22 protein-coding genes are annotated in these 26,115 nt (G+C 54.1%); 13 read left to right on the top strand and 9 right to left on the bottom strand.

The features are described 5' to 3' along the window. Nucleotides 1–53: 53 nt before the first annotated feature. The 5 genes from pckA to ABSH60_RS08320 form a co-directional block, all read right to left on the bottom strand. Nucleotides 54–1,676, bottom strand: coding sequence for a phosphoenolpyruvate carboxykinase (ATP) (gene pckA, locus ABSH60_RS08340; RefSeq protein ID WP_390973502.1), 1,623 nt, complete (start codon nt 1,674–1,676; stop codon nt 54–56). 239 nt (nt 1,677–1,915) lie between these two features. Further along, nucleotides 1,916–2,800 carry an Hsp33 family molecular chaperone HslO gene (hslO, locus tag ABSH60_RS08335; RefSeq protein WP_056775370.1) on the bottom strand — a complete coding sequence of 295 codons (885 nt, stop codon included), beginning with the start codon at nt 2,798–2,800 and terminating at the stop codon, nt 1,916–1,918. Between the two features lie 24 nt (nt 2,801–2,824). Further along, entirely contained in the window at nt 2,825–3,229 is a 405-nt protein-coding gene (hslR, locus tag ABSH60_RS08330; RefSeq protein WP_122097296.1) for a ribosome-associated heat shock protein Hsp15, read from the bottom strand. Nucleotides 3,230–3,253: 24 nt separating this feature from the next. Then, complete coding sequence (gene yrfG, locus ABSH60_RS08325; RefSeq protein WP_390973499.1) at nt 3,254–3,943, bottom strand: GMP/IMP nucleotidase; 690 nt, start codon at nt 3,941–3,943, stop codon at nt 3,254–3,256. A gap of 108 nt (nt 3,944–4,051) precedes the next feature. After that, complete coding sequence (locus ABSH60_RS08320) at nt 4,052–6,196, bottom strand: IgaA/UmoB family intracellular growth attenuator (RefSeq protein WP_390973497.1); 2,145 nt, start codon at nt 6,194–6,196, stop codon at nt 4,052–4,054. Nucleotides 6,197–6,663: 467 nt separating this feature from the next. Between ABSH60_RS08320 and nudE the strand changes: the two genes are divergently transcribed. After that, nucleotides 6,664–7,221, top strand: a complete 558-nt coding sequence (gene nudE, locus ABSH60_RS08315; protein WP_056775361.1) for an ADP compounds hydrolase NudE — start codon at nt 6,664–6,666, stop codon at nt 7,219–7,221. A 96-nt stretch (nt 7,222–7,317) separates the two neighbouring features. Here the strand turns inward: nudE and mrcA are convergent, their stop codons facing one another. Then, nucleotides 7,318–9,873, bottom strand: coding sequence for a peptidoglycan glycosyltransferase/peptidoglycan DD-transpeptidase MrcA (mrcA, locus tag ABSH60_RS08310; protein ID WP_056775357.1), 2,556 nt, complete (start codon nt 9,871–9,873; stop codon nt 7,318–7,320). A 121-nt stretch (nt 9,874–9,994) separates the two neighbouring features. On the opposite strand from mrcA, the gene pilM reads away from it, so the two are divergent. The 11 genes from pilM to trpS all read left to right on the top strand — a co-directional run bounded on the left by pilM (nt 9,995) and on the right by trpS (nt 20,011). Further along, entirely contained in the window at nt 9,995–10,834 is an 840-nt protein-coding gene (gene pilM / locus ABSH60_RS08305; protein ID WP_390973495.1) for a pilus assembly protein PilM, read from the top strand. Further along, on the top strand, nt 10,834–11,406 hold the full coding sequence (locus ABSH60_RS08300) for a PilN domain-containing protein (protein WP_390973493.1): 573 nt from the start codon (nt 10,834–10,836) through the stop codon (nt 11,404–11,406). Before pilM ends, ABSH60_RS08300 begins: the two co-directional genes overlap by 1 nt. Then, nucleotides 11,403–12,248: a pilus assembly protein PilO gene (locus ABSH60_RS08295; protein ID WP_390973491.1), complete on the top strand. Its 846-nt coding sequence runs from the start codon at nt 11,403–11,405 to the stop codon at nt 12,246–12,248. The genes ABSH60_RS08300 and ABSH60_RS08295 overlap by 4 nt, the downstream gene beginning before the upstream one ends. Beyond that, nucleotides 12,248–13,510 (top strand): DNA uptake porin HofQ, encoded by a 1,263-nt coding sequence (gene hofQ, locus ABSH60_RS08290; protein WP_122097586.1) that lies wholly within the window; start codon nt 12,248–12,250, stop codon nt 13,508–13,510. Before ABSH60_RS08295 ends, hofQ begins: the two co-directional genes overlap by 1 nt. Before the next feature lie 346 nt (nt 13,511–13,856). Beyond that, nucleotides 13,857–14,378, top strand: a complete 522-nt coding sequence (gene aroK / locus ABSH60_RS08285; protein WP_014333540.1) for a shikimate kinase AroK — start codon at nt 13,857–13,859, stop codon at nt 14,376–14,378. Nucleotides 14,379–14,435: 57 nt separating this feature from the next. Next, nucleotides 14,436–15,518 (top strand): 3-dehydroquinate synthase, encoded by a 1,083-nt coding sequence (gene aroB / locus ABSH60_RS08280; RefSeq protein ID WP_217202947.1) that lies wholly within the window; start codon nt 14,436–14,438, stop codon nt 15,516–15,518. Between the two features lie 130 nt (nt 15,519–15,648). After that, nucleotides 15,649–16,680, top strand: a complete 1,032-nt coding sequence (locus ABSH60_RS08275) for an SPOR domain-containing protein (protein ID WP_390973489.1) — start codon at nt 15,649–15,651, stop codon at nt 16,678–16,680. An 80-nt stretch (nt 16,681–16,760) separates the two neighbouring features. After that, a complete protein-coding gene (gene dam, locus ABSH60_RS08270; protein ID WP_056775343.1) occupies nt 16,761–17,573 on the top strand; it encodes an adenine-specific DNA-methyltransferase in 813 nt (270 codons plus the stop codon). A gap of 51 nt (nt 17,574–17,624) precedes the next feature. Then, a complete protein-coding gene (gene rpe, locus ABSH60_RS08265; protein WP_056775340.1) occupies nt 17,625–18,302 on the top strand; it encodes a ribulose-phosphate 3-epimerase in 678 nt (225 codons plus the stop codon). Beyond that, nucleotides 18,295–18,993: a phosphoglycolate phosphatase gene (locus ABSH60_RS08260; RefSeq protein WP_390973486.1), complete on the top strand. Its 699-nt coding sequence runs from the start codon at nt 18,295–18,297 to the stop codon at nt 18,991–18,993. Before rpe ends, ABSH60_RS08260 begins: the two co-directional genes overlap by 8 nt. A gap of 1 nt (nt 18,994) precedes the next feature. Then, nucleotides 18,995–20,011, top strand: a complete 1,017-nt coding sequence (trpS, locus tag ABSH60_RS08255; RefSeq protein ID WP_056775333.1) for a tryptophan--tRNA ligase — start codon at nt 18,995–18,997, stop codon at nt 20,009–20,011. 108 nt (nt 20,012–20,119) lie between these two features. Here the strand turns inward: trpS and cysG are convergent, their stop codons facing one another. The 3 genes from cysG to nirB all read right to left on the bottom strand — a co-directional run bounded on the left by cysG (nt 20,120) and on the right by nirB (nt 24,477). Then, entirely contained in the window at nt 20,120–21,502 is a 1,383-nt protein-coding gene (gene cysG / locus ABSH60_RS08250; RefSeq protein ID WP_390973484.1) for a siroheme synthase CysG, read from the bottom strand. Between the two features lie 75 nt (nt 21,503–21,577). Beyond that, nucleotides 21,578–21,928 carry a nitrite reductase small subunit NirD gene (gene nirD / locus ABSH60_RS08245; protein WP_056775329.1) on the bottom strand — a complete coding sequence of 117 codons (351 nt, stop codon included), beginning with the start codon at nt 21,926–21,928 and terminating at the stop codon, nt 21,578–21,580. Then, nucleotides 21,925–24,477 carry a nitrite reductase large subunit NirB gene (gene nirB, locus ABSH60_RS08240; RefSeq protein WP_390973482.1) on the bottom strand — a complete coding sequence of 851 codons (2,553 nt, stop codon included), beginning with the start codon at nt 24,475–24,477 and terminating at the stop codon, nt 21,925–21,927. The genes nirD and nirB overlap by 4 nt, the downstream gene beginning before the upstream one ends. Before the next feature lie 211 nt (nt 24,478–24,688). Between nirB and ABSH60_RS08235 the strand changes: the two genes are divergently transcribed. Beyond that, nucleotides 24,689–25,972, top strand: coding sequence for a cytosine deaminase (locus ABSH60_RS08235; protein WP_390973480.1), 1,284 nt, complete (start codon nt 24,689–24,691; stop codon nt 25,970–25,972). Nucleotides 25,973–26,115: the final 143 nt, after the last annotated feature.

Below are 26,115 nucleotides of genomic sequence, written 5' to 3'. Positions count from 1 at the left end.
GTTGCAATAAAAAAGGCGCGGAAGCCCGCGCCTGAAAGGTGAATATCGACAGATTAAAGCGTCGGCCCGGCGCTGACCAATGCGGCACCTGCAGGCGTATCGGTATATTTGTCGAAGTTATCGATAAATAACCGGGCCAGATGCTCAGCTTTTTCCTGCCATTGTTCACGGCTGGCGTAGGTGTTGCGCGGATCCAGAATCTGCGTATCGACGCCCAGCAACTCAACCGGCACGGCCAGATTAAACAGCGGCAGCGTAAACGTTTCTGCGTCGTCAATCGTGCCATTGAGGATGGCGTCGATAATGGCGCGGGTGTTTTTCAGCGAAATACGCTTACCGGTGCCGTTCCAGCCGGTATTGACCAGATAGGCCTGAGCGCCAACCGCTTCCATGCGCCTGACCAGCACTTCGGAGTATTGCGTCGGGTGCAGCATCAGAAAGGCGGCACCAAAGCAGGCGGAGAAGGTCGGCGTCGGCTCATTGACGCCGCGCTCTGTACCCGCCAGTTTGGCGGTGAAACCAGACAGGAAATGGTATTGCGTCTGCGAAGCCGTCAGTCGGGATACCGGAGGTAAAACGCCAAAGGCATCGGCGGTCAGGAAAATCACTTTGCTGGCGTGACCTGCTTTGGACACCGGCTGCACGATATTCTGAATGTGATAAATCGGGTATGAAACGCGGGTGTTTTCAGTTTTGCTGTTGTCATCGAAGTCGATCTTACCGTCTTCGCTGACCACGACATTTTCCAGTAACGCATCGCGTTTTATCGCACCAAAAATTTCCGGCTCCGCCTCCTTGCTGAGTTTGATGGTTTTTGCGTAACACCCTCCCTCGAAGTTAAACACGCCGTCATCGTCCCAGCCGTGTTCATCGTCACCAATTAACTGACGTTTCGGGTCGGTGGACAATGTAGTTTTTCCTGTGCCTGAAAGGCCAAAGAAGACCGCCACATCACCTTTTTCACCGACGTTGGCGGAACAGTGCATTGACGCAATGCCCTGCAACGGCAACAGGTAATTCATCACCGCGAACATGCCTTTCTTCATCTCGCCGCCGTACCACGAGCCGCCGATCAGCTGAATGCGCTCGGTAAGATTAAAAGCGATGAAGTTTTCAGAATTCAGGCCCTGTTTCTGCCAGTCCGGGTTGGTGCATTTCGCGCCGTTCATGACAATAAAGTCAGGCTCGAAGTTCTCCAGCTCAGTCTCCTGCGGGCGAATAAACATGTTTTTGACGAAGTGAGCCTGCCAGGCGACTTCAGTAATAAAGCGCACCTTCAGGCGGGAATCGGCGTTTGCACCGCAAAAGGCATCGATGATGAATAAACGCTTTCCAGACAATTGTTTGCTGACTAAAGCTTTCAGCGAAGACCAGACTTCAGGCGACAACGGTTTATTGTCATTTTTGCCTTTGCCCTGATCTGCCCACCACAAGGTATCGCGCGTGGTGTCGTCGCGGACAATGTATTTATCCTTTGGGGAACGGCCGGTGAAAATGCCGGTATCGACGTTCACTGCGCCCAGTTCTGTCACCTGTCCGCGCTCAAAGCCTTCAAGGCCCGGTGCGGTTTCCTCATTGAAAAGAGTCTCGTAATCAGGGTTATAGACGATTTGACTGCTTTGATGGATCCCGTAGCGGGCGAGTGTTTCGGCGTTGATCCCGAGAGTGGTTGGCATTTCCCTGCTCCTTACCTGAACGTAGAACCCCTAAAGCGTCAGCGTCTTAAGGGATAAACCAGCGGTAATTGTAGGTATTTATGGCGGTCAAACAGCGATAGCTCTCAAAGAATAACCGGAGATGTGAATTTTCTTCTGGAAATGTGATGGAAAACTAACAAATTGTGCAATGAAGTTATGAGGAAGCAATAAAAAAGGGACTTTCAACAGAAAGTCCCTTTAGTTTAATGAGTTAACAATTAATGAACGTTATCATTTCCCGAAATAACATTGCCGCTCGCCTTCAGCGTCGCCATGTCCATGGCGTCAAATTCATAATCTGAACCGCAATAATCACAGTGCATCTCGATTTTGCCATCTTCTTCCAGCATTTCGAGGATCTCTTCATCTGGCAGCGTCATCAGCGCACCGGCGCAGCGTTCACGCGAACAGGTACAGCGGAAACATACGTCCTGCGGTTCATACAGAGTGACTTCTTCCTGATGATATAGACGATAAAGCACTTCGTTAGCCGGCAAATTCAGCAATTCTTCAGCTTTGATGGTGGTCGTCAGCTGTGACAGATGGCTGAACTCTTCCGCGTCCGTCTCTTCAGCGGGCAGAACCTGTAACAACATGCCGCCAGCCGCGGGCTGACCTTCAACTTCGCCCGTACGGATGAAAATACGTGTCGGCAACTGTTCAGACTGCATGAAATAGTTTTCCAGACACTCAGCCAGATTTTCACCTTCCAGCCCGACAACGCCCTGGTAACGTTCGCCCACGTTTGGAGAAATGGTGATCACCATGTAGCCGTTACCAATCATCTCTTTCAGGGAACTGCCTTCGGCGATGTCACCCTGTAAACGCGCAATACCACGCAATTCCTGTCGGTTATTGCCGTTGATCACCGCCAGTTTCAGCGGGCCATCGCCCTGCAGTTGTACGGTGATATCGCCATCAAATTTCAGAGTGGCCGTCAGCAGGCTGGTGGCGACCAACATTTCGCCCAGTAAATTACGGACTTCAGCCGGGTAGTCGTGACCCGCTACGATGTGCCGGAACGTCTCATGGAGTGAAACCAGTTCGCCGCGCACAGCGTGATGGTTGAACAGGTAACGGTGTAACTGGTCGTGATTTGACATAACGTTCTCTCTGTTTGGCGGTGTTTATTCCGCATCGCCATATTTGAATTTGATCAGGTTGCGGCGTTCCTTTTTGTCCGGACGTCGGTCCGGATGGGGCATCGCATTCATCTTCCGCGCCTGAGAAATTTTCTCCCGGCTGGCAATGCTGGCCTCGGTTTCCTGATAAAGCGTTTGCGCTTCTTCCGCACTGCGGCGCTGAGTGGTCAGCCCCAGCACAATGATCGTTTTTGCATCGTTTCCCTGACGCAGGGTGATTTCGGCATTCAGTTCCATCAGCTTGCTGGGTTTCCCGCGCTGGCCGTTGTAATGCACCTTGCCGCCGTCAATCATCTCGCGTGCCAGTGCCCGGGTCTTATAAAAACGAGCCGCCCACAGCCATTTATCGAGACGTACTGCGTTGTCGTCCTCTTCCTTTTTACCTTTCATCTCTCCCCCTGAAACGTACCGGAACTACTGAGCCGGGCCTGTTACGGGGTGAATCGAAGGCAACAGGTCGCGGTAGTCATTGATGGAAGGGTGTCCCTGGAATGACTTATTTGCCCCGCTCGAATCCGGATTTTCTATACCCAGACAATAGCGGATACCAAAGGTTTTTGCCGCATTCAGGATCGGTTCCCCGTCATCGACAAACAGGGTTCTGCCGGGGTTAAAACCGGTCTGCTGCTGCACGGCAGCCCACAAACGTTGATCTTCCTTTGGATAACCAAATGTGTGGGTGGAAAGTAATAAATCAAGGTGCTGATCCAAACCGGTGTGTTCAATTTTAACTGACAGACTGTGGGGATGCGCGTTAGTCAGCAAAATAGTTTCGCGACCGCTTGCCCGCAGATGACGCAAGAACGGCACCGTATCTTCGCGTAAGCGCGCATTTTTGCCGATGTTTGTGGTCATCTGATAGATGTCCAGATCCAGCCTCTCGCTCCAGTAATCAAAGCAATACCAGTTCATGGTGTGCTGAACGGCCAGGTATTCGTCATGAATGATCTGGCGGGCATTTTCCAGCGGGATTGCACGTTGCAGGCTGAGTGCAGCCGGCACGTCCTTTAACCAGAACTGACTGTCGAAAGCCAGATCGAGCAGCGTGCCGTCCATATCCAGTAAAACGGTATCGATATTGTTCCAGTCGAGATCAAGAGGCATGAAAACTCCATGTCCTGCGTGCCGGAGCATGGCAGGAGAGGTTAAACGCAAGCAGGGAAGGGTCAGAATACCATATTCTCTCAGGGCGGCGCAGAGCCACCCTGGGATTCAGTTCAGCGTATGCGTGGGGGCAGGCATCAATGTCGGGTGAAAGCTGGCGTTGTAATACTGTTCAATATCGTCGATGCGGCGCTTGTCTTTGATGAAGCGACGGATAAACAGCACCGTATTCACCAGCAGGACGCCAAGCAGCAAGAACAGCAGCACACTGGTGCCCAGATAGCGCCACAGCGTCGAGATATCGGGCTCACTGTGCAATGAAATGTGACGCGTGCCGTTGGCATCAATGCTGATGCTGGTGATCACACCCTGCGCACTGAACGGTGTGTGCAGCAACATCGCGGAAAGGGTTTGCAGCTGTTTCCACTGATCCTGTGGCGGATTACCGAACAACCCGACCGGCGGCACCGGCTGTTCGACCAGCTGACGGCCTTCGTCATTGCTGATCAGGAATCCGCCCGGAGGTGGGCTGTTCAGACTGTCAGCGGCGCGGCGGGTTTCCTGCAGGAAGAAAGAAGACGTGGCGTTGTTGACCAGTTCACTCAATGACTGCGCGCTGACCGGTCGCAACAGAACGTTGATTCCCTGCAATGTTCCCGCTTTTGCACGCTTCACCAGCATGCTCCAGTTATTTGAATTGCCCAGATTCACCAGCGCATTTTTCAGGCGCACACACTCGTTTGATTTGTTTCCGCACAGCGCATCGGTTTTCAGCACGATATCGGCGAAATCGTCGAGCAGGATCATGCCGGATTTTTCAATCGCGGTCGCCAGTTGCGGGTTGATGTTCTGCTCCAGATTTTCACCCGGATGCATCTGATTGTTGACCGTCGTTTGCAGTGCGGTGGCGGCATCAATAATTTCTGACTGCGGAACCGGCAGCGGCGCGGCGTTGTTCCAGTAAATACCGGAACAGTCGAATGGCATGAAACCCGATGCGCTGCGGCTGCCCGATGGCGCCACATAGCACATCCCCGTGCCCTGAACTTTCAGCGTGTCGCCGACGCGCAGCGCCGTTTTTTCCAGATCCTGCACGCTGTTCACCTGCGCACTTTGCGCGCCCTGAAGCCACGCCATGCTGAGTTTGAGCGGCAGTCCGAGCGGTACGTACACCAGCAGCATGAGCAGCAGCAGGAAAGCGCTGGTCGCCAGCACCAGGTTCTTTCCCCACAGTTGCAACGGGAATTTTTTCACTTCGTCGTGCAAAGACAAATAGCTGCCCTGACGAACCACGTGGCTGTTCATGTACAGCTCGATATCTGTCGGCTGGCCCAGGTCACGGCCAATAAACGGCTGCCAGTGCGGCGGATAAATCAGATCAACCGTACCGAGTGAAATATTGCTGATATCACCCTGTTTGGATTCACCAAAAAGACCCCAGCGTTTAGGTAATCCCCGCAGGCAATGGATTTCCTTGCGGTTTTTACCTAAACGTTCGGAGACGACGCGCCAGCTCACCCAGGCAGTAAGCACCGCCGCCAGCGTCAGTAACCACGGCAGGAACACCACCGGGCTGAGCAGGGTGATAAACAGCAGCAATAAAACGCCGGAGATGGCCAGCGCTTCTTTCACGCCGCTGGAGCGGGTAAGTGCGTGTTCTTCACGGGTTTCACGGCGCACTTTTACCAGTTCGATATGTTCACTTTCTTCATGGCGGATCGAGGCATTTTGCGGCTGCGAAGGCAGCACGGTAGAAACCGGCGTCGGGCCTTCATAGACGTGATCGACCAGCGAATGCCCGTTAAGGGAGATGACCAGCGGCATAGACTGCGTTTTGATCAGCTCAACCTGATTTTCCTGGGCAATGTATTGCTCCCAGAAAGGCGGCAGGTGAATTTCGGTGGTATCAAGGAAGTAGCGTCCGCTGTTGGTCTCTTCGCTGGCGACCCCGTAACGGGTAATCGCGCGCTTGAGGCTGTAGACGTTTTCGCTTTTGGTGGTCAGGATGAGTTTATCGCGCAGGATAATCAGGTTATTACGGTGGGTAATCGGTGTTTGTCCCAGGCCTTCGCTTTGTCGCAGATACCGTTCAACGGCGTCGCGCTCTTGTTGCGAAAGTTTTCGCTGGCTGGGGGTGGGGAAATGTACCACGGACTCGTCGCGTTGGCGGCGTCGCAAGGCAAACCAAAAGAAACTCCCAGTGGCAATGATTGCGATACACAACAACACCAGTGTCACGACTACTGTGCTCATCCTATCCCCGTTCTGACGTGGGTGACTTACGTCAACTCTGTGAAAGTATTATACATAATTTAAAAACACATAAACCCAATACACATTTTTACGCGCGGCCTGATATCGGACAGAATTTTCATTATTTGACTGATTTTTATGCGCAAATTTTTTTCAAAACATACCACGCTAAAGGATATCCGCAATTGTACTTTAATGGGTATCGGTATAATCCTATTTTGAATCGTGCGTGTTTTTGTTACAGCAGAATTGTGACGCGAACATAACAACGGGTCTTTTTTGCACGATATCAGGAGTGAAATCCGAGCTTCGGCGGTGAATATACCCGTCCGCGCGGAACTTATGCGCGGTAAAGATTGCGATTCAGGCTTGCATTAACGCACAATGTTTTCTGATAGTAATATTCAGAAACCCATATGAACCCATTACGACACCCGCAGTCAGGTGAATAATAAGTTGGGGATGAAATGACACAACACCTGCAAAAACCGAAAATCCTGAAGGTGGAAACCGTAGCCCGTTCGCGTTTATTCACCATCGAATCTGTTGATCTGGCGTTCAGCAATGGCGCCGAACGTGTCTATGAACGCATGCGTCCTTCCGATCGCGAAGCGGTGATGATCGTGCCGATCATTGATGACGATCTGCTGCTGATCCATGAATATGCCGTCGGTATCGAAAGCTACGAGCTGGGTTTTCCGAAAGGGCTTATCGATGCAGGAGAAAGTGTGCTGGAAGCGGCGAACCGTGAACTGATGGAAGAAGTCGGTTACGGTGCCGGTCATTTTGACGTACTGGCAAAACTGACGATGGCGCCGTCCTATTTCTCCAGCCGTATGAACATTGTGATTGCGAAAGCGCTGTATCCGAAAAGTCTCGAAGGTGATGAGCCAGAGCCTTTACCGCAAACCCGCTGGCCGATTTCGCGGATGATGGAACTGCTGCAACAGCCTGATTTTTGCGAAGCCCGCAACGTCAGCGCGTTATTCCTGGCGCATGATTTCCTGACCCGCAACGCCCGCTGACTCAATGGGCTTTGCGGCGTTTGAGCCAAAAAAACGCCAATAAAAAAGCCGGTCATGCATTATGCAGACCGGCTTTTTTGCTTTACAGCTCAGGCATCAGAACAGTTCGTGTTCCTGACCGTTATCCATGATGGTCGTCCCGACTTCATGCACTGCATGTTCCGTCGGCTGAGTTCCGTCAATGAAGTATTCCGGACGGCTGCCACCGCCGCCGTCAGACAACTTACCGGTGCTCTTATCGATAGTGACCGTCACGATGCCCGGAGGCGGCGTTTGTTTCTCTTCAGGTACGCCTTCCAGCACCGCTTTCATGTAGTCATCCCATGCCGGTTGCGCACTCTTCGCGCCGCCTTCAGCGCCGGAGATCTGATCCGGGATCACACCCGAAGCGGTCGAACGACCCAGATCGCGTCGGTGATCGTCAAAACCAATCCAGACTGATGTCACTACATTTGGACCATAGCCGGAGAACCAGGCATCTTTCGAGCTGTTGGTTGTCCCGGTTTTACCGCCAATGTCGTGACGTTTCAGATCACGTCCTGCGCGCCAGCCTGTGCCCATCCAGCCAGGTTCGCCGAAGATGTTGGAGTTCAGCGCATCACTGATGAGGAATGACAGCGGCGTACTGATCACATGTGGCGCGTACTGTTGCTGTGCATCGACCTGTGGAGAGTTCGCCGGCACCTGTTCAAGCTGCGGCGTCGGCACGGCGTTATTGCTGTTATTCACTGAAGTGGCAACGTTTTCCACGTTGTCATCAGATAGCACCGCCGATTTCTGTGTATCACCATAAATCACCGGAATATTACAGGTGCGGCAGGCGATTTTCGGTTTAGCTTCAAACAGAACTTCGCCGGACTCCGACAAGATTTTGGTGATGAAATACGGATCCACCAGATAACCGCCGTTGGTTAACGTCGCGTAACCGCGCACCACCTGTAATGGCGTGAATGAAGCAGAACCGAGCGCCAGTGATTCAGAATGCACAATGTTGGCGGCCGGGAAGCCGAAACGCTGCAGATATTCTGCTGCGTAATCTACGCCCATCGCACGCATCGCACGCACCATCACCACGTTCTTAGACTCTCCCAGCCCCTGACGCAGGCGGATAGGGCCGACGTAGGTTGGTGGGGAGTTCTTCGGACGCCAGTCCTGGCCTGCGCCCGCATCCCAGCGGGTGATCGGCATGTCATTGAGGATAGTGGCGAGCGTCAGCCCCTTATCCATCGCAGCGGTGTACAGGAACGGTTTAATGTTCGAACCCAACTGACGGACAGCCTGATTTGCGCGGTTAAATTTGCTCTGGTTGAAATCAAATCCACCCACCAGCGCTTCAATCGCGCCGTCGTTCTGATTCAGGGAAACGATGGCCGAGTTGACATCAGGAACCTGTGCCAGCCACCAGACATCCCCCACTTTACGCACCCACACCTGCTGGCCCGGCTGAACCACGTCGGACACTTTTTTCGGCGTCGGGCCCTGAGCGTTGTCATTACGGTAAGGTCGCGCCCAGCGCATGGTGCTAAACGGCAGGCTGATCACCGCACGGTTAGACATAGTTGCCGTGGCCTGCGCATCGTCGATTGACGTGATGACCGCCGGGAACAATGGCCCGTAGACCGGCAGCGTTTTCAGCGACTGAACAATTTTGTCTTCATCCCACGCAGGTTCACCGACTTTCCACATCTGATTTGACGGGCCGCGGTAGCCATGGCGCATATCGTAATTCAGTACGTTAGTACGCAGGGCTTCCTGCGCTGCCAGCTGCGTTTTCTTGGTGATAGTGGTGTAGACCTCATAGCCATCGTTATAAGCGTTGTCGCCATAACGTTTCACCATCTCCTGGCGCACCATTTCGGTCAGGTACGGCGCAGAAAACTCAATGTGCGGGGCGTGATAGTTCGCCACAACCGGTTCTGCACGTGCCTGATCGTACTGCTCCTGCGTGATGTATTTTTCATCCAGCATACGGGCCAGTACGGTATTGCGACGTGCGACAGAACGGTCGTGTGAATAGAGCGGGTTAAAGGTTGACGGCGCTTTTGGCAGACCGGCAATCACGGCCATTTCGCTGAGTGTCAGCTGGCTCACGTCTTTCCCGAAATACACCTGCGCAGCAGCGCCCACGCCATAGGCGCGGTAACCGAGATAAATCTTGTTCAGATACAGCTCGAGGATTTCATCTTTAGTCATCAGCTGTTCAATGCGGATGGCTAAAAATACTTCCTTGATTTTACGGGTCAGCGTGCGTTCAGGGCTCAGGAAGAAGTTACGGGCCAGCTGCTGAGTAATGGTACTCGCGCCCTGTGAGGCGTGACCGGACATCAGCGCGACAGACGCCGCACGGAAAATACCGATCGGATCCACACCGTGATGCTCGTAAAAACGGCTGTCTTCTGTGGCGATAAACGCATGCACCATTTCCGGAGGGATCTGGCCCAGTTTCAGCGGGATACGGCGCTTCTCACCGTATTGGGCGATCAGATCGCCTTCGGCACTGAAGACCTGCATGGGTGTTTGCAAGCGCACGTCTTTGAGCGTGGCAACATCGGGTAGCTGAGGCTCGATAAATTTATACAAACCGAAGATCGAGGCTGCTCCCAGCAAAATGCAACACACTGCAAGAATCAATAAATACTTTACGAACTTCACCTGAGATTTCCCATTTAGTGTCAATTGGGCAGTTTATAAACAACCGCGCGGTAGTATAAAGGCAAGCCTGCAACATGGATACGTACTTTTATTTACTTGACGATATGGAGATTGGGCGAAAATGCGACTACAAGCATGGCAGGTAGGTCTGGATATTCAAGCCGGTTTTGCCCGTGCGATCGCCGTACAAAGGCGGCGTCATGGCTGGCAATTACGTCATTGGTGGCAGCATCCGCTGCCCGATTTCACGTTGCGGGAGGGCATATTACATGAGACTGCGCCACTGATCGCCATTTTATCATTTTGGCGCAAAACCTTACCCTCGACGCTGTCACTCAGAATCAGCCTCCCGGCACAGCGGATCATGCAGCAGCGTATGGCCGCCCCTGATGTGCGTATGCCTGAGCCTGCCCGCAGCGCCTTTATTTTCGCCCATGCGGCGAAACAGTTCCCCCTCAGCATCGAACATCTGGTGATGGACTATCGCGCAGACCCGTGCGGCGATAATCAGATGGTGGTCACCGCTGCGAGGCAGAAGGAAATCGAACAGTGGATGGGCTGCCTGGCGCAGGCGCAGCTTTTCCCGCAGGTGATCGAACTTGCCCCCTGCGCTCTTCAGGTTGCCGCCCACGCCGCCGGGCTTCCCGGTGACGCCTTGCTGATTCATCCTCTCGACGATGGCATTCTCTGGGCTTCGCCGCACGGTTTGCCGTTTCAGTTTGGATTATTCGATAACACTGACGCGCAGGCCGACACTTCCCTGGCAGAACGGGTTCGTACGCAGTATCGCGCGGCGACGTTGTGTGAAGCCGGAGGCTATTACAGCGGCGAAAATCCACCGCCGACACTGCAAAGCTGGTCGCCGCTGAGCGCTATCGGTCAGTTATCTGCACCGCTACCGGTCAGCCCCGGCGCTTTTGCTCCCGCCGTCGGGCTGGCACTGCGACATATGGATTGCTGATGCTACAGGTCAATTTATTGCCCTGGCGCAGGGTGCAGGGCCGGAAACGGCTGCGTTTCTGGCTGAACGTGACGGTGCTGTTTCCGGGATTGCTGCTGGCGGGTTCGTGGATCTGTGCTGCTTATCTGGCACAGCATCAGACACTGTTACTGCAGCATGTCGCTGCGCTGAAACTCGCTTCGCAGGCGCTGTCCCTCCAGCAACGGCGTGTGGATGCGGCATCAGCAAAGGTAAAAGAGCTGATGGCTCAGCGCCTGATAAGCCAGCAGAAGGCGCAGCGAAGCAGGGACTATCTGCAACTGCTGACGTTGCTGGCTGAAAATATGCCCGAGGATCTCCGGCTGAGTGAACTGACTGAGCATCAGAGCCACCTGACGCTCAAGGGTGAAGGGCGTTTTTATCACGATATTTTGGCTTTTGGTGAAACGCTCGCCGCCAGCGAATTACTCGGTGACGTCAGCCTTGCAGATGTACGTCAGCAATCCGGTCTGGCGCTGAGTTTTACCCTGAAGATGCAACTGCGTCAGCCGACTGGCGTGTTATCAGCAGATAAACAGGAGGCGCAGCCATGACGTTCTCCTTCGCCGCGCGGCTTGAACCTCTCATGCAAAAACCGGGCTGGCAGCTGGCATCAATGCTGACGTGTGCAACGTTATGCATGGCGATGATCCTGTATCAGTGCGTGTTGAGTGGCATGTGGCAGCAACAGAATGATCTGGAGAAGCAGATCAAGGATATGCAGCGGGTTGTGGCTCATGCCCAGGTGTTATTGCTTCAGGCATCACCGCTGTCGCGCCTGGAGCAGACTCTGAAAGAAAACGTGCGGGCAGAAAATGACATTTTGCCTCTGGATCAGCAATTCTCACAGCCACTGAAAACCTCACAAGCCACGCTGGTTCAGTGGTTGCCCGCGCCCGGCCCGCAAGGTGAACTTCATCTGAAAGCGTCGTTTAGCGCGCTGATGCATTTTCTTCAGACATTGCTGCAAAAACCTTCGCATCCGGCGTTCAGTGAACTGAATCTGCGGGCGGGTGAAGACGGTCTTGCGGCCTCACTTTTATTGACGCAAACCACCGAGGCGGCGGAAATTCCCGATGCGGCTGCCACGAGCCTTCCCGTGCGTGATCCCTTTGCTTCCACGCCAGCCCGGCCTTGTGCGGACGAAGCGCTATCTCCTGCATGGCGTTTAGGCGGGATAGTGCAGGCGGAAGGGCGGCAGTCCGGCTGGTTACTCTCGCCAGATGAAGGCTGGATAAAGGTAGAAGCAGGCGCGCAGATCGGTATGCCGCAATGGACGGTAGAAGCGCTCAGTGCGTCAAAAATCGAACTCAGCATCAGCGATATTCGCTGCGGCGAGCAGCGCCAGACCCTTCGGTTTGGCCAACCTATTGTCACTCCACGGAAAGGAAAATGATGAAACAGAGTAACTATGCCGCCTGGTGGCTGCCGTTATGTTTGTGTTTTAGCGCGGCGAAGGCCGCTCAGTTGTCGCCGGTGTCACTGGAGTTTCAGACCGCGCCGGTGGAAATGGTGTTGCAGGCACTGGCCGATACCCGGCAGCTCAATCTTATTACTGCGCCGGGCGTTGAAGGGCAGATCAGCGTGAAGCTCAGGGAAGTGCCCTGGCAGCAGGCGCTGGATATTATCCTGCGCATGAACCATCTCACCAGCCAGCTGGAAGGCAACGTGCTGATGGTGTCACCTGAAATCGATCCGCTTTTGCAGCAACAGAAACTCAGGGAGGCTGCCGAGCAGCAGGAAGATCAACGTCCGGTACTCAGCCTGACCGTGCCGCTGCAATATGCCGATGCCAAAGACGCGGCGCTGAGTCTGAACGCGCAAAAAGGCACGCTGCTTTCTGTAAAGGGCAGTGCGTCTGCGGATCCGCGCACCAACACACTTTTATTGCGTGATACTCAAGAAGCGCTGGATGTGGTTGCGCCGTGGGTGAAAGAGATGGATCTGCCCTTGCAGCAGGTGCAACTGGCAGCACACATCGTAACAATGAATAGCGAAAGCCTGAGGGAATTAGGCGTACGCTGGGGGTTCACGGGGGAAGAGGCGATCACCAAAGCCGTGCGTATGAACAATTTCAGCATGGGGATGCCGGTAGAAAACCCGATATTTACCGCGGGATTTAATCTGGCGCACATCAGCGGACGGATACTGGATCTCGAGTTGACTGCGCTTGAGCAGGAAGACAAAGTCGATATTATCGCCAGCCCGCGGTTGCTGACGGCGCATATGCAGACCGCCAGTATCAAACAGGGCACCGAAATTCCTTATCAGGTGTCCAGTGGTGCGAGTGGCAGTACCTCGATCGAATTTAAAGAAGCCGTGCTCGGTATGGAAGTGACACCCAAAATTCAGCGTGACGGTCGCATCCAGCTGGCATTACAAATCAGCCAGAACATGCCGGGGCGGAGCATTAAACAGTCAGAAGGTGAAGCGCTGGCGATCGATAAGCAGGAAATTAAAACCCAGGTCACTGTAAAAGATGGCGAAACGATTGTACTCGGCGGGATTTTTCAACGTAAAAATCAGAACACAGATACAAAAGTGCCCGTCCTCGGCGATATTCCGGTGGTAGGTTCCTTGTTTAAACACCAGTATACGAATGAACAGCGGCGTGAGTTGGTGATTTTCATCACTCCAACCTTAATCCGCACCCGCTAAGCGGGTATTAAGTGTTAACCTAAACCGCATAATTACCTTGAGCACGTGCAACTTTTTGTGTCGTCAGAGGCTTCTGAGTTTGACGCTGCCGTCGATTTAGCTTACAAGGGTTACCGAATTAAGCACCGTGATCTTTTTTTACTGCACACACGTCGATAAAAACGTACGGTTTCCCTCCTGCGGCGTGCAATGTGATTTATTCGGTTGCCAAACTACCAAGAGTGTTGAGATAATTTTTTTCTGATCTCGCACTATCGCTCATGAGGTTTCAGTTTAGGTCCCGCCGCTAATTTGATTGGCGGGGCGGGTTATCATCAACGAAATAGTCTTAGTAATACCGAAAAACATGGCAGAGAAACGCAATATCTTTCTGGTTGGGCCTATGGGTGCCGGCAAAAGCACTATTGGTCGACAGTTAGCTCAACAACTCAATATGGAGTTTTTCGACTCCGATCACGAAATTGAGCGACGTACCGGAGCTGATGTGGGCTGGGTATTTGATTTAGAAGGCGAAGACGGCTTCCGCGACCGCGAAGAAAAAGTGATCAACGAATTGACCGAAAAACAAGGCATCGTTCTGGCAACTGGCGGGGGTTCCGTTAAATCACGTGAAACCCGTAACCGTTTGTCGGCGCGTGGCGTTGTCGTCTATCTTGAAACTACCATCGAAAAACAACTGGCGCGTACACAACGCGACAAAAAACGTCCATTATTACAAGTGAGTGCTCCGCCGCGTGAAGTGCTTGAAGCACTGGCGAGAGAACGCAATCCTTTGTATGAAGAGATTGCCGACGTCACTATTCGTACCGATGATCAAAGTGCCAAAGTCGTCGCCAACCAGATTATTAACATGCTGGAAAGTAACTGATTTTTGGTTTCTATCATTGCCTGAGGGTGTCAGTTAAAGAAGGTTACAGAGCGCGACATGGAGAGGATTACCGTAACGTTAGGGGAGCGTAGCTACCCCATTACGATTGCTGCCGGATTGTTCCACGATCCGGCTTCTTTTATGCCGGTAAAGGCAGGCGATCAGGTCATGATAGTGACCAATGAAACCCTCGCTCCTCTCTATCTGGACGGCATTCGTTCAGTGCTGGAGCAGGCAGGCGTTCGTGTTGATCAGGTGATTTTGCCTGATGGTGAACAATACAAATCCCTGGCTGTTCTCAATGACGTGTTCTCCGCGCTGCTCCAAAAGCCGCACGGACGTGATACCACACTTGTCGCCCTTGGCGGCGGCGTAGTCGGTGATTTAACCGGCTTCGCTGCAGCCAGTTATCAACGCGGTGTACGCTTTGTTCAGGTGCCTACCACGTTGCTTTCTCAGGTCGATTCCTCCGTTGGCGGTAAAACGGCGGTAAACCATCCCCTCGGAAAAAACATGATCGGCGCGTTTTATCAGCCTGCGTCGGTGGTGGTTGATCTCGACTGTCTGCGCACTTTACCTGCCCGTGAAATGTCATCGGGGCTGGCGGAAGTGATCAAATACGGCATTATTTTGGATGCCGACTTCTTTGTCTGGCTTGAAGACAACATGGACGCTCTGCTGGCGCTGGATATGAACGCGCTGGCTTACTGCATCCGACGTTGCTGCGAGCTGAAAGCGGAGGTTGTCGCTGCCGATGAACGTGAAAACGGACTGCGCGCCTTGCTGAATCTGGGCCATACTTATGGCCATGCTATTGAAGCTGAAATGGGTTATGGCAACTGGCTGCACGGTGAAGCCGTGTCCGCAGGCATGATGATGGCGTGTTATACCGCCCATCGCCTCGGTCAATTCGGTCTGGGTGATATCGCCCGGGTGAAAACCTTGCTGACCCGCGCCGGTTTACCGGTCACCGGGCCACAGGTCATGAAAGCCGACGCCTATTTGCCGCACATGATGCGTGATAAGAAAGTACTGGCTGGCGAACTGCGTCTGGTTTTACCGAAAGCAATTGGACAGTCTGAAGTACGCTCCGGCGTATCGCATGAAATGGTGCTGGCTTCGATTGAAGATTGCCGTTAAACCTGTGGCCACTTTTTTGGCCAGATAACGACCGATTTTACCAATGCCCAGCAAGCGTTATATTTATTAGTCAGGATAGTTGCTCCGCGTGAGGCCTGTTTCAGGCTTTTAGCCGGGTTGGAGGTTTTAGATGGATGATTTAACACCGGAAGACGATCTCAAGCCAGACACCAGCGATCGCCGCCCACCGCGCGCGCGCAAACCGTCTCCTTCCATACCAAAGGTCGCTGTTTCCCGTCAGTACGTCATGATTGGCATCGGTATTGTGGTGCTGGTATTGCTGATCGTAGGCATCGGCTCTGCCATGAAGTCACCGACATCGAACCAGGCTACCCAGCAGAATAACGGTCCGAAAGACATTAATCTTGCGGGCAACGACGCTGCAGCCCCGGCTCAGCCCTCCGCGCAGGCGCAAAACAACACCGCTCAGGCCGCAAATGGCCAGCAGCCGCAGAATATCGGTTTACCGCCAGTGTCCTCCACCCCAACTGAAGCACAGCCTCTGCCTGATAATGGTCAGAAAGAACGTGTGGATCTGCCGGGTGATATGGGTGATGCATTGTCTTCCCAGCAGAATCAGGTGGATGGTGTTGCGCAGGGCAGTATGGTTCAGGGTTCAGCAACCAATGGTGCTGCACAATCTCTGACCTCTCTGCCGACCGCCGCGGCGACAGTCAATGGTTCGGCGCGTACTCAGACGCCGGCCGTTTCACAACCTTCAGCTACGCATACCCGTCCGGCGCAAACCGCCCGTACCCCGCAGACCGCCCATACCGCGAAGCCGGTTGAGCGTAAACCTGCGGCGACGGCATCGCACCCGGCCAAATCCCAGACAGCGTCAACGCCTGGCGCGTCTGCGCCAGCAGTGGCTTCAGGCAGCGCATCAGCCATTAAGTCTGCACCTGGTTCACACTTCACGCTGCAGTTAAGCGGCGCCTCTCAGGCTACTTCGCTGAACGCTTTTGCCAAACAATCAGGTTTGAAAAACTATCTGGTCTATCAGACTGCCCGTGACGGGAAGCCTTGGTATGTATTGGTCAGTGGCAACTATGCGTCTTCTGCAGAAGCCAAGCGTGCTATTGCCAGTCTGCCTGCGGAAGTTCAGGCGAAAAAACCGTGGGTTAAACCTGTACATCAGGTACAGCAAGACCTGAAAAAATGAATCTGATCTCAACGCGATTTGCTGTCTAAAAACAGGGTACAATCCGCGGCTGTGAATTGTATAAGTAGCTAACTGACGGCATGAAGAAGAACCGCGCGTTTTTGAAGTGGGCTGGCGGCAAATACCCGCTGATTGATGACATTAAACGTCATCTTCCGGCGGGAGATTGTCTGATTGAGCCTTTTGTTGGCGCGGGCTCGGTATTTTTGAATACTGAGTATGACGCCTACATTCTGGCGGATATCAACAGCGACCTGATCAACCTCTATAACATTGTGAAACTCCGCACAGACGAATTTGTGCGTGATGCCCGTGTGCTTTTCACGCCTGAGTATAATGATTCAGATCGTTTTTACGTCCTGAGGGCTGAGTTCAATGCCAGCAGCGACCCTTATCGTCGTTCGGTACTTTTCCTCTATTTGAACCGCCATTGTTACAACGGCCTGTGTCGCTATAACCTCAGCGGAGCGTTTAACGTGCCTTTTGGCCGTTATAAAAAACCGTATTTCCCGGAAGAAGAACTCCACTGGTTTGCTGAAAAAGCCAAAAATGCGGTTTTCGTGTGCGAGCATTATCAGGACACGTTGCTGAAAGCGGAGTCTGGCTCGGTGGTTTATTGCGATCCACCTTATGCGCCACTTTCTGCTACTGCGAATTTTACGGCGTATCACACCAACAGCTTTAGCATGGACGATCAGCGCAATCTGGCGCGTCTGGCGCAGCAGCTCTCGAATGAGAATGCGGTACCGGTGCTGATCTCCAACCACGAAACACCACTTACGCTGGAATGGTACGCAGAAGCGGAACTGCATCGCGTCTCTGCGCGTCGTACTATCAGCAGCAATGTTGCTCAACGCAGCAAAGTGAACGAACTTTTAGCGCTGTATCGCTGATTGCCGGTTTGCGCCGCAGTCAACAGGTAACCTTATCGTTTGGAGAAGCGGATGAAACAGTTTTTGATTGCACCATCGATTCTGTCTGCTGACTTTGCCCGTCTGGGTGAAGACACGGCAAAGGCACTGGCTGCGGGTGGAGACGTCGTACATTTCGATGTAATGGATAACCACTACGTACCGAATTTAACGATGGGGCCTGCGATCCTCAAAGCACTGCGCGATTACGGCATCACAGCACCGATCGATGTTCATCTGATGGTAAAACCGGTGGATCGTCTGGTGCCTGATTTTGCTGAAGCGGGCGCGACGTACATTACTTTCCATCCGGAAGCCTCTGAGCACGTTGACCGCACTTTGCAACTGATCAAAAGCCACGGCTGTAAAGCCGGTCTGGTCTTTAATCCGGCCACCTCGCTGAGCTATCTCGACTACGTGATGGATAAACTGGATGTGATCCTGCTGATGTCGATCAACCCCGGCTTTGGCGGTCAGCCCTTTATTCCGGGCACGCTGGATAAACTGCGTCAGGTGCGCAAGATTATTGATGCGAGCGGTTACGACATTCGTCTGGAAGTGGATGGCGGCGTGAAAGCGGAAAATATCCGTGAGATTGCTGCTGCGGGCGCCGACATGTTTGTCGCCGGTTCAGCCATCTTCAATCAGCCGGATTACGGCACCGTCATTGACCACATGCGCAGCGAGCTGGCGAAGGTTTCCCATGACTGACACTCTGGTTGCGCGTGGTCTGGCATTTGATTTAGACGGCACGCTGGTCGACAGCGCGCCGGGTCTGGCCGAGGCCGTGGATCTGGCGTTACGTGATGTCGGTTTACCGGCCGCTGGCGTTGCGCGCCTCAGCACCTGGATCGGCAACGGTGCCGACGTCATGGTTGAACGCGCCGTCCGCTGGGCCGAAGGCGATATGTCGCCAGCATTTCTGCAGAATGTGCGTAATAAATTTGATCACTATTATGCCGGTACTGCCGCAGGCGGCAGCCGTTTATACCCTCAGGTTAAAGAGACGCTGGCCGCACTGGCCGCGGCGGGGCTGCCAATGGGGCTGGTGACCAATAAACCGACGCCTTTCATCGCGCCTTTGCTGCAATCGCTGGGTATCGACAGTTATTTCACCGTCGTGATTGGCGGCGATGACGTCGTGGCAAAAAAACCGCATCCGGCGCCGGTCTATATGACCCTGGCGTTGCTCGGACTGCGTGCCAGTGAAATGGTGTTTGTCGGTGATTCACGCAATGATATTCATGCTGCACAGGCCGCTGGCTGCCCGTGCGTCGGCATGACATACGGTTATAACTACGGTGAAACTATCGCGCTGACCAAACCCGATCGCGTACTGGAGAATTTCGCCGACCTTCTGCCCACCTTGGGGCTGTCATCTTTAAAAGATCAGGAAGCATAAAATGAGTAAACCCATCGTATTTAGTGGCGCACAGCCCTCCGGCGAATTGACCATTGGCAACTACATGGGTGCTCTGCGTCAGTGGGTCAAAATGCAGGACGATTACGAATGCATTTACTGCATCGTCGATTTGCATGCGATCACCGTGCGCCAGGATGCGGAAAAGCTGCGTAAAGCAACGCTCGACACGCTGGCACTGTATCTGGCCGTCGGTATTGATCCGAAGAAAAGCACGATCTTCGTGCAGTCTCATGTTCCTGAACATACGCAACTGAGCTGGGCGCTGAACTGCTACACCTATTTCGGTGAACTGGGTCGCATGACGCAGTTTAAAGACAAATCCGCGCGTTACGAGACGTCCAACAGCGAAAGTATCACCGCCGGTCTGTTCGATTATCCGGTGCTGATGGCGGCCGATATTCTGCTGTACCAGACCAATCAGGTGCCGGTCGGTGAAGACCAGAAACAGCATCTGGAACTGAGCCGCGATATCGCCAGCCGTTTCAACGCGATTTACGGTGACGTGTTTACCGTGCCTGAGCCGTTCATTCCGAAATCCGGTGCGCGTGTTATGTCATTGCAGGAACCGACCAAGAAGATGTCCAAGTCGGATGACAACCGTAAAAACGTGATCGGCCTGCTGGAAGATCCGAAAGCGGTCACCAAGAAAATCAAAAGCGCGATGACGGATTCCGAAGAGCCACCGGTCATCCGTTACGACATTAAAAATAAGCCGGGCGTTTCAAACCTGCTGGATATCCTTTCCGGTGTCACCGGCAAAGCGATTCCAGAGCTGGAAGCTGAATTTGAAGGTCAGATGTATGGTCATCTGAAAGGTGCGGTGGCCGAAGCTGTTTCAGGCATGCTGACCGACGTGCAAGAGCGTTTTAACCGCTTCCGCAGCGACGAAGCTTACCTGCAAGAGGTGATGAAAGAAGGTGCTGAGAAAGCCCGCGCCCGCGCCAGCGTGACGCTGAAGAAAGCTTATGAAGCGATTGGTTTTGTTACGCTGCCATAATCTCTGACTTCGCTGTGAACACAAAAACCACGTCTTCCTGACGTGGTTTTTTGCTTTCAACACCTTACAAAATCAGTGGAACATACAGCGCAACGTTACGCTGGCTTGTCAGTTCTGCGTTTTACTGGCAAACCAGTTCAGTTTTTCCCGCAGGCTTACCACGCTGCCAACGATGATCAGGCTCGGGCTTTGCACCTGTTTTGCCAGATTGCCCAGTTCAGTCAGCACGCCGGTCACAACCCGCTGCTGCTGGCTGGTGCCGTTTTCCACCAAGGCGACGGGCGTTTCTGCGGCCAGACCATTTTCCAGTAAACGGCGCTGTATTTCACCGGCCTGCGTCAGCCCCATATAAAACACCAGCGTTTGCTGGCTTTGCGCCATGCAGGCCCAGTCCAGAATGCCGTCCTGCTTCGCATGACCGGTGATCAACCGCACGCTTTGCGCGTGGTCACGGTGAGTCAGCGGAATGCCGCTGTAGGCTGAACAACCGGAAGCCGCCGTGATGCCCGGCACCACAGAAAACGCGATACCCGCGGCTTTCAGTGCTTCCAGTTCCTCGCCGCCACGGCCAAAGATGAACGGATCGCCGCCTTTTAGCCGGACAACGCGTTTGCCCATCTGCGCCTGTTCCAGCAGGATTTCATTGATGCGCTCCTGCGGCACGCAGTGGTGCCCGGCACGCTTGCCGACGAAAATCCGCTCGGCGTCACGGCGCACCAGATTCAGCACGCCATCGGAAACCAGCCGGTCGTAAACCACCACGTCGGCCAGCTGCATTTGCTGCGTGCCTTTGAGCGTCAGTAATCCGGCGTCGCCTGGCCCGGCGCCCACCAGAACCACTTCGCCGTGTTTATCTACCGGTTCGCTGAACAGCTCTTCGATAAATTGCGCGCTTTGTGCTTCATCGTTGTTGGCCAGAGACTGCGCCAGACGATGATGATTAAACAACTTTTCCCACCAGCGGCGGCGTTCGGACATCTCGCTGAACTGGTTTTTGACCCGTGCGCGTAATCCGCCCGCTACCTGCGCCAGTTTGCCCAGATGCAGCGGCAGTATAGCCTCCAGACGCTCACGCAGCAGGCGCGCCAGCACCGGCGCATTACCGCCGGAGGAGACGGCAATCATCAGCGGCGAACGGTCGATAATCGACGGCATGATCACGCTGGCACTTTCCGGGGCATCCACCACGTTACAGAACACGCGACGGTGTTCGGCGGCGTCACTGACTTCCTGATTCACCAGATCGGAATCGGTGGCGGCCACGACCAGCCATTTTTCGTCCACCAGCAGCGGGGAGAATTCGCCGCGCAACAGGCGGACTTTGCCTTCATCAGCCCAGATCTGAAATTGCGGTGTAAAGGTGAGGGCGTTTACCGTCAGTTTTGCACCGGCTTCCAGCAGCAGGCGGGCTTTACGTTCTGCCACGTCACCGGCACCAACCAGCAAACAGGCTCTGTTTTTTAACTGACAAAAGAGGGGCAGGTAATCCATGGGCGCTTCTCTATCAAACGGATGTGGCGAAACAGATAAAAACGCCGCCCGGAGGCGGCGTGGACGGTGCGGAGTTTAACAGCGCTCAGCCTGAAGACGGGCGGTATTGATTTCCACATTCCCGTCGCGCACGCGCACGTCATAGGCCGGGATCGAATACTGATCGTCTTCCATGCACAAACCATCGCTCAGGCGAAAATGCTGTTTTTTCAGCGGGCTTGCCACCCACAGCTCGCCCTGATGCTCCGCGATAATTCCGCGTGACAGCACACTGGCCTGCGCAAACGGGTCGAGGTTCGACAGGGCAAAGATCTGCTCGTCAGCGTAAGGGCGGAACAGGGCAACCTGTTGATCGCCCGCGAGCGCGCAGACGCCACAACCCGGTAAGATCTGCTCAACAGAACAAAGCGTTAACCACTGGCTCATAATACTTCCTCCCCGTCGGCGAGTTGTTTCACCGGGATACGTTCGTCAGGCCGCGCCGGACGATGTTGCTGACGTTCACCGACGAACTGCACGTTCGGGTCACGCTGGCTGCTGTTGATAAAGTGGCTAAAGCGGGTTTGCGCCGCCGGGTCGTTCAGCGTTTCCTGCCATTCACACACGGCTGATTCACGCAGGCGTGTCAGCTCGGCTTCCAGTTGATCGTTCAGGCCCAGCTTGTTGTCGATGATGACTTTACGCAGGTAAACAATTCCGCCTTCAAGGTTGTCCATCCAGACCGAGGTGCGTTGCAGCTTATCGGCGGTGCGGATGTAGAACATCATGAAGCGGTCGAGATAACGCAGCAGAGTCTCGTTATCCAGATCTGCTGCCAGCAAATCACCGTGGCGCGGTTTCATGCCGCCGTTGCCGCAGACATACAGGTTCCAGCCGTTTTCCGTCGCAATAATCCCGACGTCTTTGCCCTGGGCTTCAGAACATTCACGGGTACAGCCGGAAACGCCGAATTTCATCTTGTGCGGCGTACGGATGCCTTTGTAACGGTGTTCCAGGCTGATGCCGAAACCAAGGCTGTCGCCGACGCCGTAACGGCACCAGGTGCTGCCGACGCAGGTTTTCGCCATGCGCAATGCTTTGGCGTAGGCCTGACCGGTTTCGAACCCGGCGTTAATCAGTTTCTGCCAGATGGCTGGCAAATCGTCTTTTTGCGCGCCGAACATCCCGATGCGCTGCGAGCCGGTGATTTTGGTGTAAAGATTGTATTCCGCCGCGATTTCGCCAATTGCCTGCAAACCTTGTGGTGTGATTTCACCGCCCGGCGAACGAGGAATGACGGAATAAGTGCCGTCTTTCTGCATGTTGGCGAGGAACACGTCGTTGGTGTCCTGCAGCGGCGTGTGCTGTGCTTTAAGCACGTAATCATTCCAGCAGGAAGCGAGCAGCGAGCCGACGGTCGGTTTACAGACTTCGCAGCCGTAGCCTTTGCCGTATTTATTCAGTAAATCATCGAACGAACGGATGCCTTCGACGCGGATCAGGTGATACAGCTCCTGACGTGAATACGCGAAGTGTTCGCACAGGTGATGATTCACTTCGATGCCTTGCTTACTCAGTTCAGCATTCAGCACCTGAGTGACCAGCGGAATACAGCCGCCGCAGCCGGTCCCGGCTTTGGTGGCCGATTTCAGTGCTGCTATGGTGTGGCAGCCGCCCTGAACCGCTTTGATGATGTCGCCTTTCGTGACGTCGAAGCAGGAGCAGATTTGCGCGCTTTCCGGCAGGGCATCGGTGCCGATCACCGCGCCGCCGCTGCCTGCGTGGGCGGGCAGGATCAGCGCATCCGGGTTTTCCGGCAGCGGAATGTTGTTCAGCACCAGTTGCAGCAGATTGCCATAATCGCTGGTATCGCCCACCAGCACAGCGCCGAGCAGCGTTTTATTGTCTTCGCTGACCACCAGACGCTTATACAGCGCCTTGTTCTCGTCGAGGTACACATAGCTGCGTGCCCCCGGCGTGCGGGCGTGTGCGTCGCCAATACCGGCCACATCGACGCCTAACAGTTTCAGTTTGGCGCTCATGTCTGCGCCGGTGAACGCATTTTCGCGACCCAGCAAATGGTCGGCGGTGACTTGCGCCATTTTGTAGCCCGGCGCCACCAGGCCGAAAGTCCGCTGATTCCACGACGCACATTCGCCGATTGCGTACACGTCCGGATCGCTGGTCTGGCACTGGTCGTTAATCACAATGCCACCACGCTGGGCGATCTCTAAATCGCACTGGCGCGCCAGTTTGTCCTGCGGGCGGATACCGGTGGAGAACACGATAAAATCGACTTCAAGGAAGGTGCCGTCGGCAAACTCCATCGTTTTACGGGCGGCGGTGCCACCCTGAACAATCTGTTTGGTATTTTTTGCGGTGTGGACGCGTACGCCCATGCTTTCGATTTTCTGGCGCAGCTGACTGCCGCCCATCACATCGAGCTGTTCAGCCATCAGGCCGGGGGCGAATTCGACCACGTGGGTTTCCACGCCGAGGTTTTTCAACGCGCCGGCGGCTTCGAGGCCGAGCAAACCGCCGCCGACCACGGCGCCGCGTTTACTGCGACGGGCGCAGGATTCGATAGCGTGTAAATCTTCAATGGTGCGGTAAACGAAGCAATCCTGGCCGTCGGAACCGAGGATCGGAGGCACCCACGGGTAGGAGCCCGTCGCGATAATCAGTTTGTCGTAAACCACCGTGCGGCCGCTGCTGGAGTGGATCACTTTCTCTTTGCGGTTCAGCGTGATGGCGCGTTCGCCAATCAGCACGTTGACGTTATGCTTCTCGTAGAACCCTTCGCGCACCAGTGACAACTCTTCGGCGGTATGGTGGGAGAAATAGGAGGAGAGATGGACGCGGTCATAGGCCACGCGCGGTTCTTCACAAAATACCGTGATCTCGAACTGGCCCGGCTCTGCTTTATCCAGTAAGTCTTCGATAAAGCGATGGCCGACCATGCCGTTACCAATAATCGCGAGTCTGACTTTGCTCATAATTGCCTCAATTTTGATTTTCTAAGGCTAAACATAACGCGCGCGTAACAGGGGGTATTGATGCAAATCAAGCCGCTCCCAATATACTCCTTAGGTAGTATTTGTCTGATTTTGTTAGGTTTTTATGTAACCTTTCGATTTATAAACAGTTTCGGGCTATTGTTCTGTTATTGCATTTCCTCAAACACTTTCTGAAACCACGAGGTAGAGCGTGACGAAAACCCCTTTGCGTACCATTAAAAATGTCCGGATGCCTGACCGCGAAGGCCTGTGGCAGATCGATATCGAAGACGGCGTCGTTCGTCAGATTATTTCCCAGCCTGACAGTGACGCGCAGGGTGAGCACATCCTGGATGCGCAGGGGGGGCTGGCAATCCCGCCGTTTATCGAGCCGCATATCCATCTCGACACCACACAAACCGCCGGTCAGCCCGCGTGGAATCAGTCTGGTACGCTGTTTGAAGGGATTGAACGCTGGGCAGAGCGTAAGGCGCTGCTTTCGCATGAGGACGTCAAACAGCGCTCCTGGCAGACGCTGAAGTGGCAGATCGCTAACGGCATCCAGCATGTGCGCACGCACGTGGACGTGTCCGATCCGACGCTCACCGCGCTCAAAGCCATGCTGGAGGTGAAAGCTGAAGTCGCGCCGTGGGTGACGCTGCAAATCGTGGCCTTTCCGCAGGAAGGCATTATGTCCTACCCGAACGGTGAAGCCCTGCTGGAAGAGGCGCTGAAGCTGGGTGCCGACGTCGTCGGGGCTATTCCGCACTTTGAATTCACCCGCGAATACGGCGTGGAATCGCTGCATAAAACCTTCGCGCTGGCGAAAAAATACAACAAGCTTATCGACGTGCATTGCGATGAGATTGACGACGAACAATCGCGCTTTGTGGAAACCGTCGCCGCGCTGGCGTTACGTGAAAACATGGGCGAACGCGTGACCGCCAGCCACACCACCGCGATGCACTCTTACAACGGCGCATACACCTCGCGTCTGTTCCGTTTGCTGAAAATGTCAGGCATTAACTTTGTCGCCAATCCGCTGGTGAATATCCACCTGCAGGGCCGGTTCGATACTTACCCTAAACGGCGCGGTATCACGCGGGTGAAAGAGATGCTGGAGGCGGGGATTAACGTCTGTTTCGGCCACGATGATGTGTTTGACCCGTGGTATCCGCTGGGCACCGCCAATATGTTGCAGGTACTGCACATGGGGCTGCACGTTTGCCAGCTGATGGGCTACCAGCAAATTGACGACGGCCTGAAGCTCATCACCACCTACAGCGCCCGTACCATGAATTTGCAAGGCTATGACCTGAAGGCAGGCAATGCGGCCAGCCTGGTGATTTTAGCGGCGGAGAGTGGTTTCGATGCCGTGCGCCGCCAGACGCCGGTGCGGTTCTCTGTTCGTCAGGGCGTGGTGATTTCGCAAACTCAGCCTGCACAAACTATCATTCATCTTGAGCAAGATTATCCCGTAGATTTCAACAGTTAAACGCGCGAAAAATCTTATGTAATATTTTGAAATAACTGAATAATTAGCCTTGAGCGTAAATAAAGGTAAAGGTCTGGCGCTGAGCGTAAAGGCTCTTTAGAATCAGTAAGATCTGCTGTTTGTATTCACGAGAAAGGAACCGT

The sequence above is a fragment of the Rahnella sp. R3(2024) genome (assembly GCF_042920125.1).
GTDB classification, from domain to species: domain Bacteria; phylum Pseudomonadota; class Gammaproteobacteria; order Enterobacterales; family Enterobacteriaceae; genus Rahnella; species Rahnella rivi.
Note: the sequence above shows the minus strand (reverse complement) of the source record. Positions and strands in the feature narration are given on the sequence as shown.

Coding starts and splice junctions, on each gene's coding strand:
- pckA (WP_390973502.1), bottom strand. CDS start 1,676: ATGCCAACCACTCTCGGGATCAACGCCGAAACACTCGCCCGCTACGGG.
- hslO (WP_056775370.1), bottom strand. CDS start 2,800: ATGTCAAATCACGACCAGTTACACCGTTACCTGTTCAACCATCACGCT.
- hslR (WP_122097296.1), bottom strand. CDS start 3,229: ATGAAAGGTAAAAAGGAAGAGGACGACAACGCAGTACGTCTCGATAAA.
- yrfG (WP_390973499.1), bottom strand. CDS start 3,943: ATGCCTCTTGATCTCGACTGGAACAATATCGATACCGTTTTACTGGAT.
- ABSH60_RS08320 (WP_390973497.1), bottom strand. CDS start 6,196: ATGAGCACAGTAGTCGTGACACTGGTGTTGTTGTGTATCGCAATCATT.
- nudE (WP_056775361.1), top strand. CDS start 6,664: ATGACACAACACCTGCAAAAACCGAAAATCCTGAAGGTGGAAACCGTA.
- pilM (WP_390973495.1), top strand. CDS start 9,995: ATGCGACTACAAGCATGGCAGGTAGGTCTGGATATTCAAGCCGGTTTT.
- ABSH60_RS08300 (WP_390973493.1), top strand. CDS start 10,834: ATGCTACAGGTCAATTTATTGCCCTGGCGCAGGGTGCAGGGCCGGAAA.
- ABSH60_RS08295 (WP_390973491.1), top strand. CDS start 11,403: ATGACGTTCTCCTTCGCCGCGCGGCTTGAACCTCTCATGCAAAAACCG.
- hofQ (WP_122097586.1), top strand. CDS start 12,248: ATGAAACAGAGTAACTATGCCGCCTGGTGGCTGCCGTTATGTTTGTGT.
- aroK (WP_014333540.1), top strand. CDS start 13,857: ATGGCAGAGAAACGCAATATCTTTCTGGTTGGGCCTATGGGTGCCGGC.
- aroB (WP_217202947.1), top strand. CDS start 14,436: ATGGAGAGGATTACCGTAACGTTAGGGGAGCGTAGCTACCCCATTACG.
- ABSH60_RS08275 (WP_390973489.1), top strand. CDS start 15,649: ATGGATGATTTAACACCGGAAGACGATCTCAAGCCAGACACCAGCGAT.
- dam (WP_056775343.1), top strand. CDS start 16,761: ATGAAGAAGAACCGCGCGTTTTTGAAGTGGGCTGGCGGCAAATACCCG.
- rpe (WP_056775340.1), top strand. CDS start 17,625: ATGAAACAGTTTTTGATTGCACCATCGATTCTGTCTGCTGACTTTGCC.
- ABSH60_RS08260 (WP_390973486.1), top strand. CDS start 18,295: ATGACTGACACTCTGGTTGCGCGTGGTCTGGCATTTGATTTAGACGGC.
- trpS (WP_056775333.1), top strand. CDS start 18,995: ATGAGTAAACCCATCGTATTTAGTGGCGCACAGCCCTCCGGCGAATTG.
- cysG (WP_390973484.1), bottom strand. CDS start 21,502: ATGGATTACCTGCCCCTCTTTTGTCAGTTAAAAAACAGAGCCTGTTTG.
- nirD (WP_056775329.1), bottom strand. CDS start 21,928: ATGAGCCAGTGGTTAACGCTTTGTTCTGTTGAGCAGATCTTACCGGGT.
- nirB (WP_390973482.1), bottom strand. CDS start 24,477: ATGAGCAAAGTCAGACTCGCGATTATTGGTAACGGCATGGTCGGCCAT.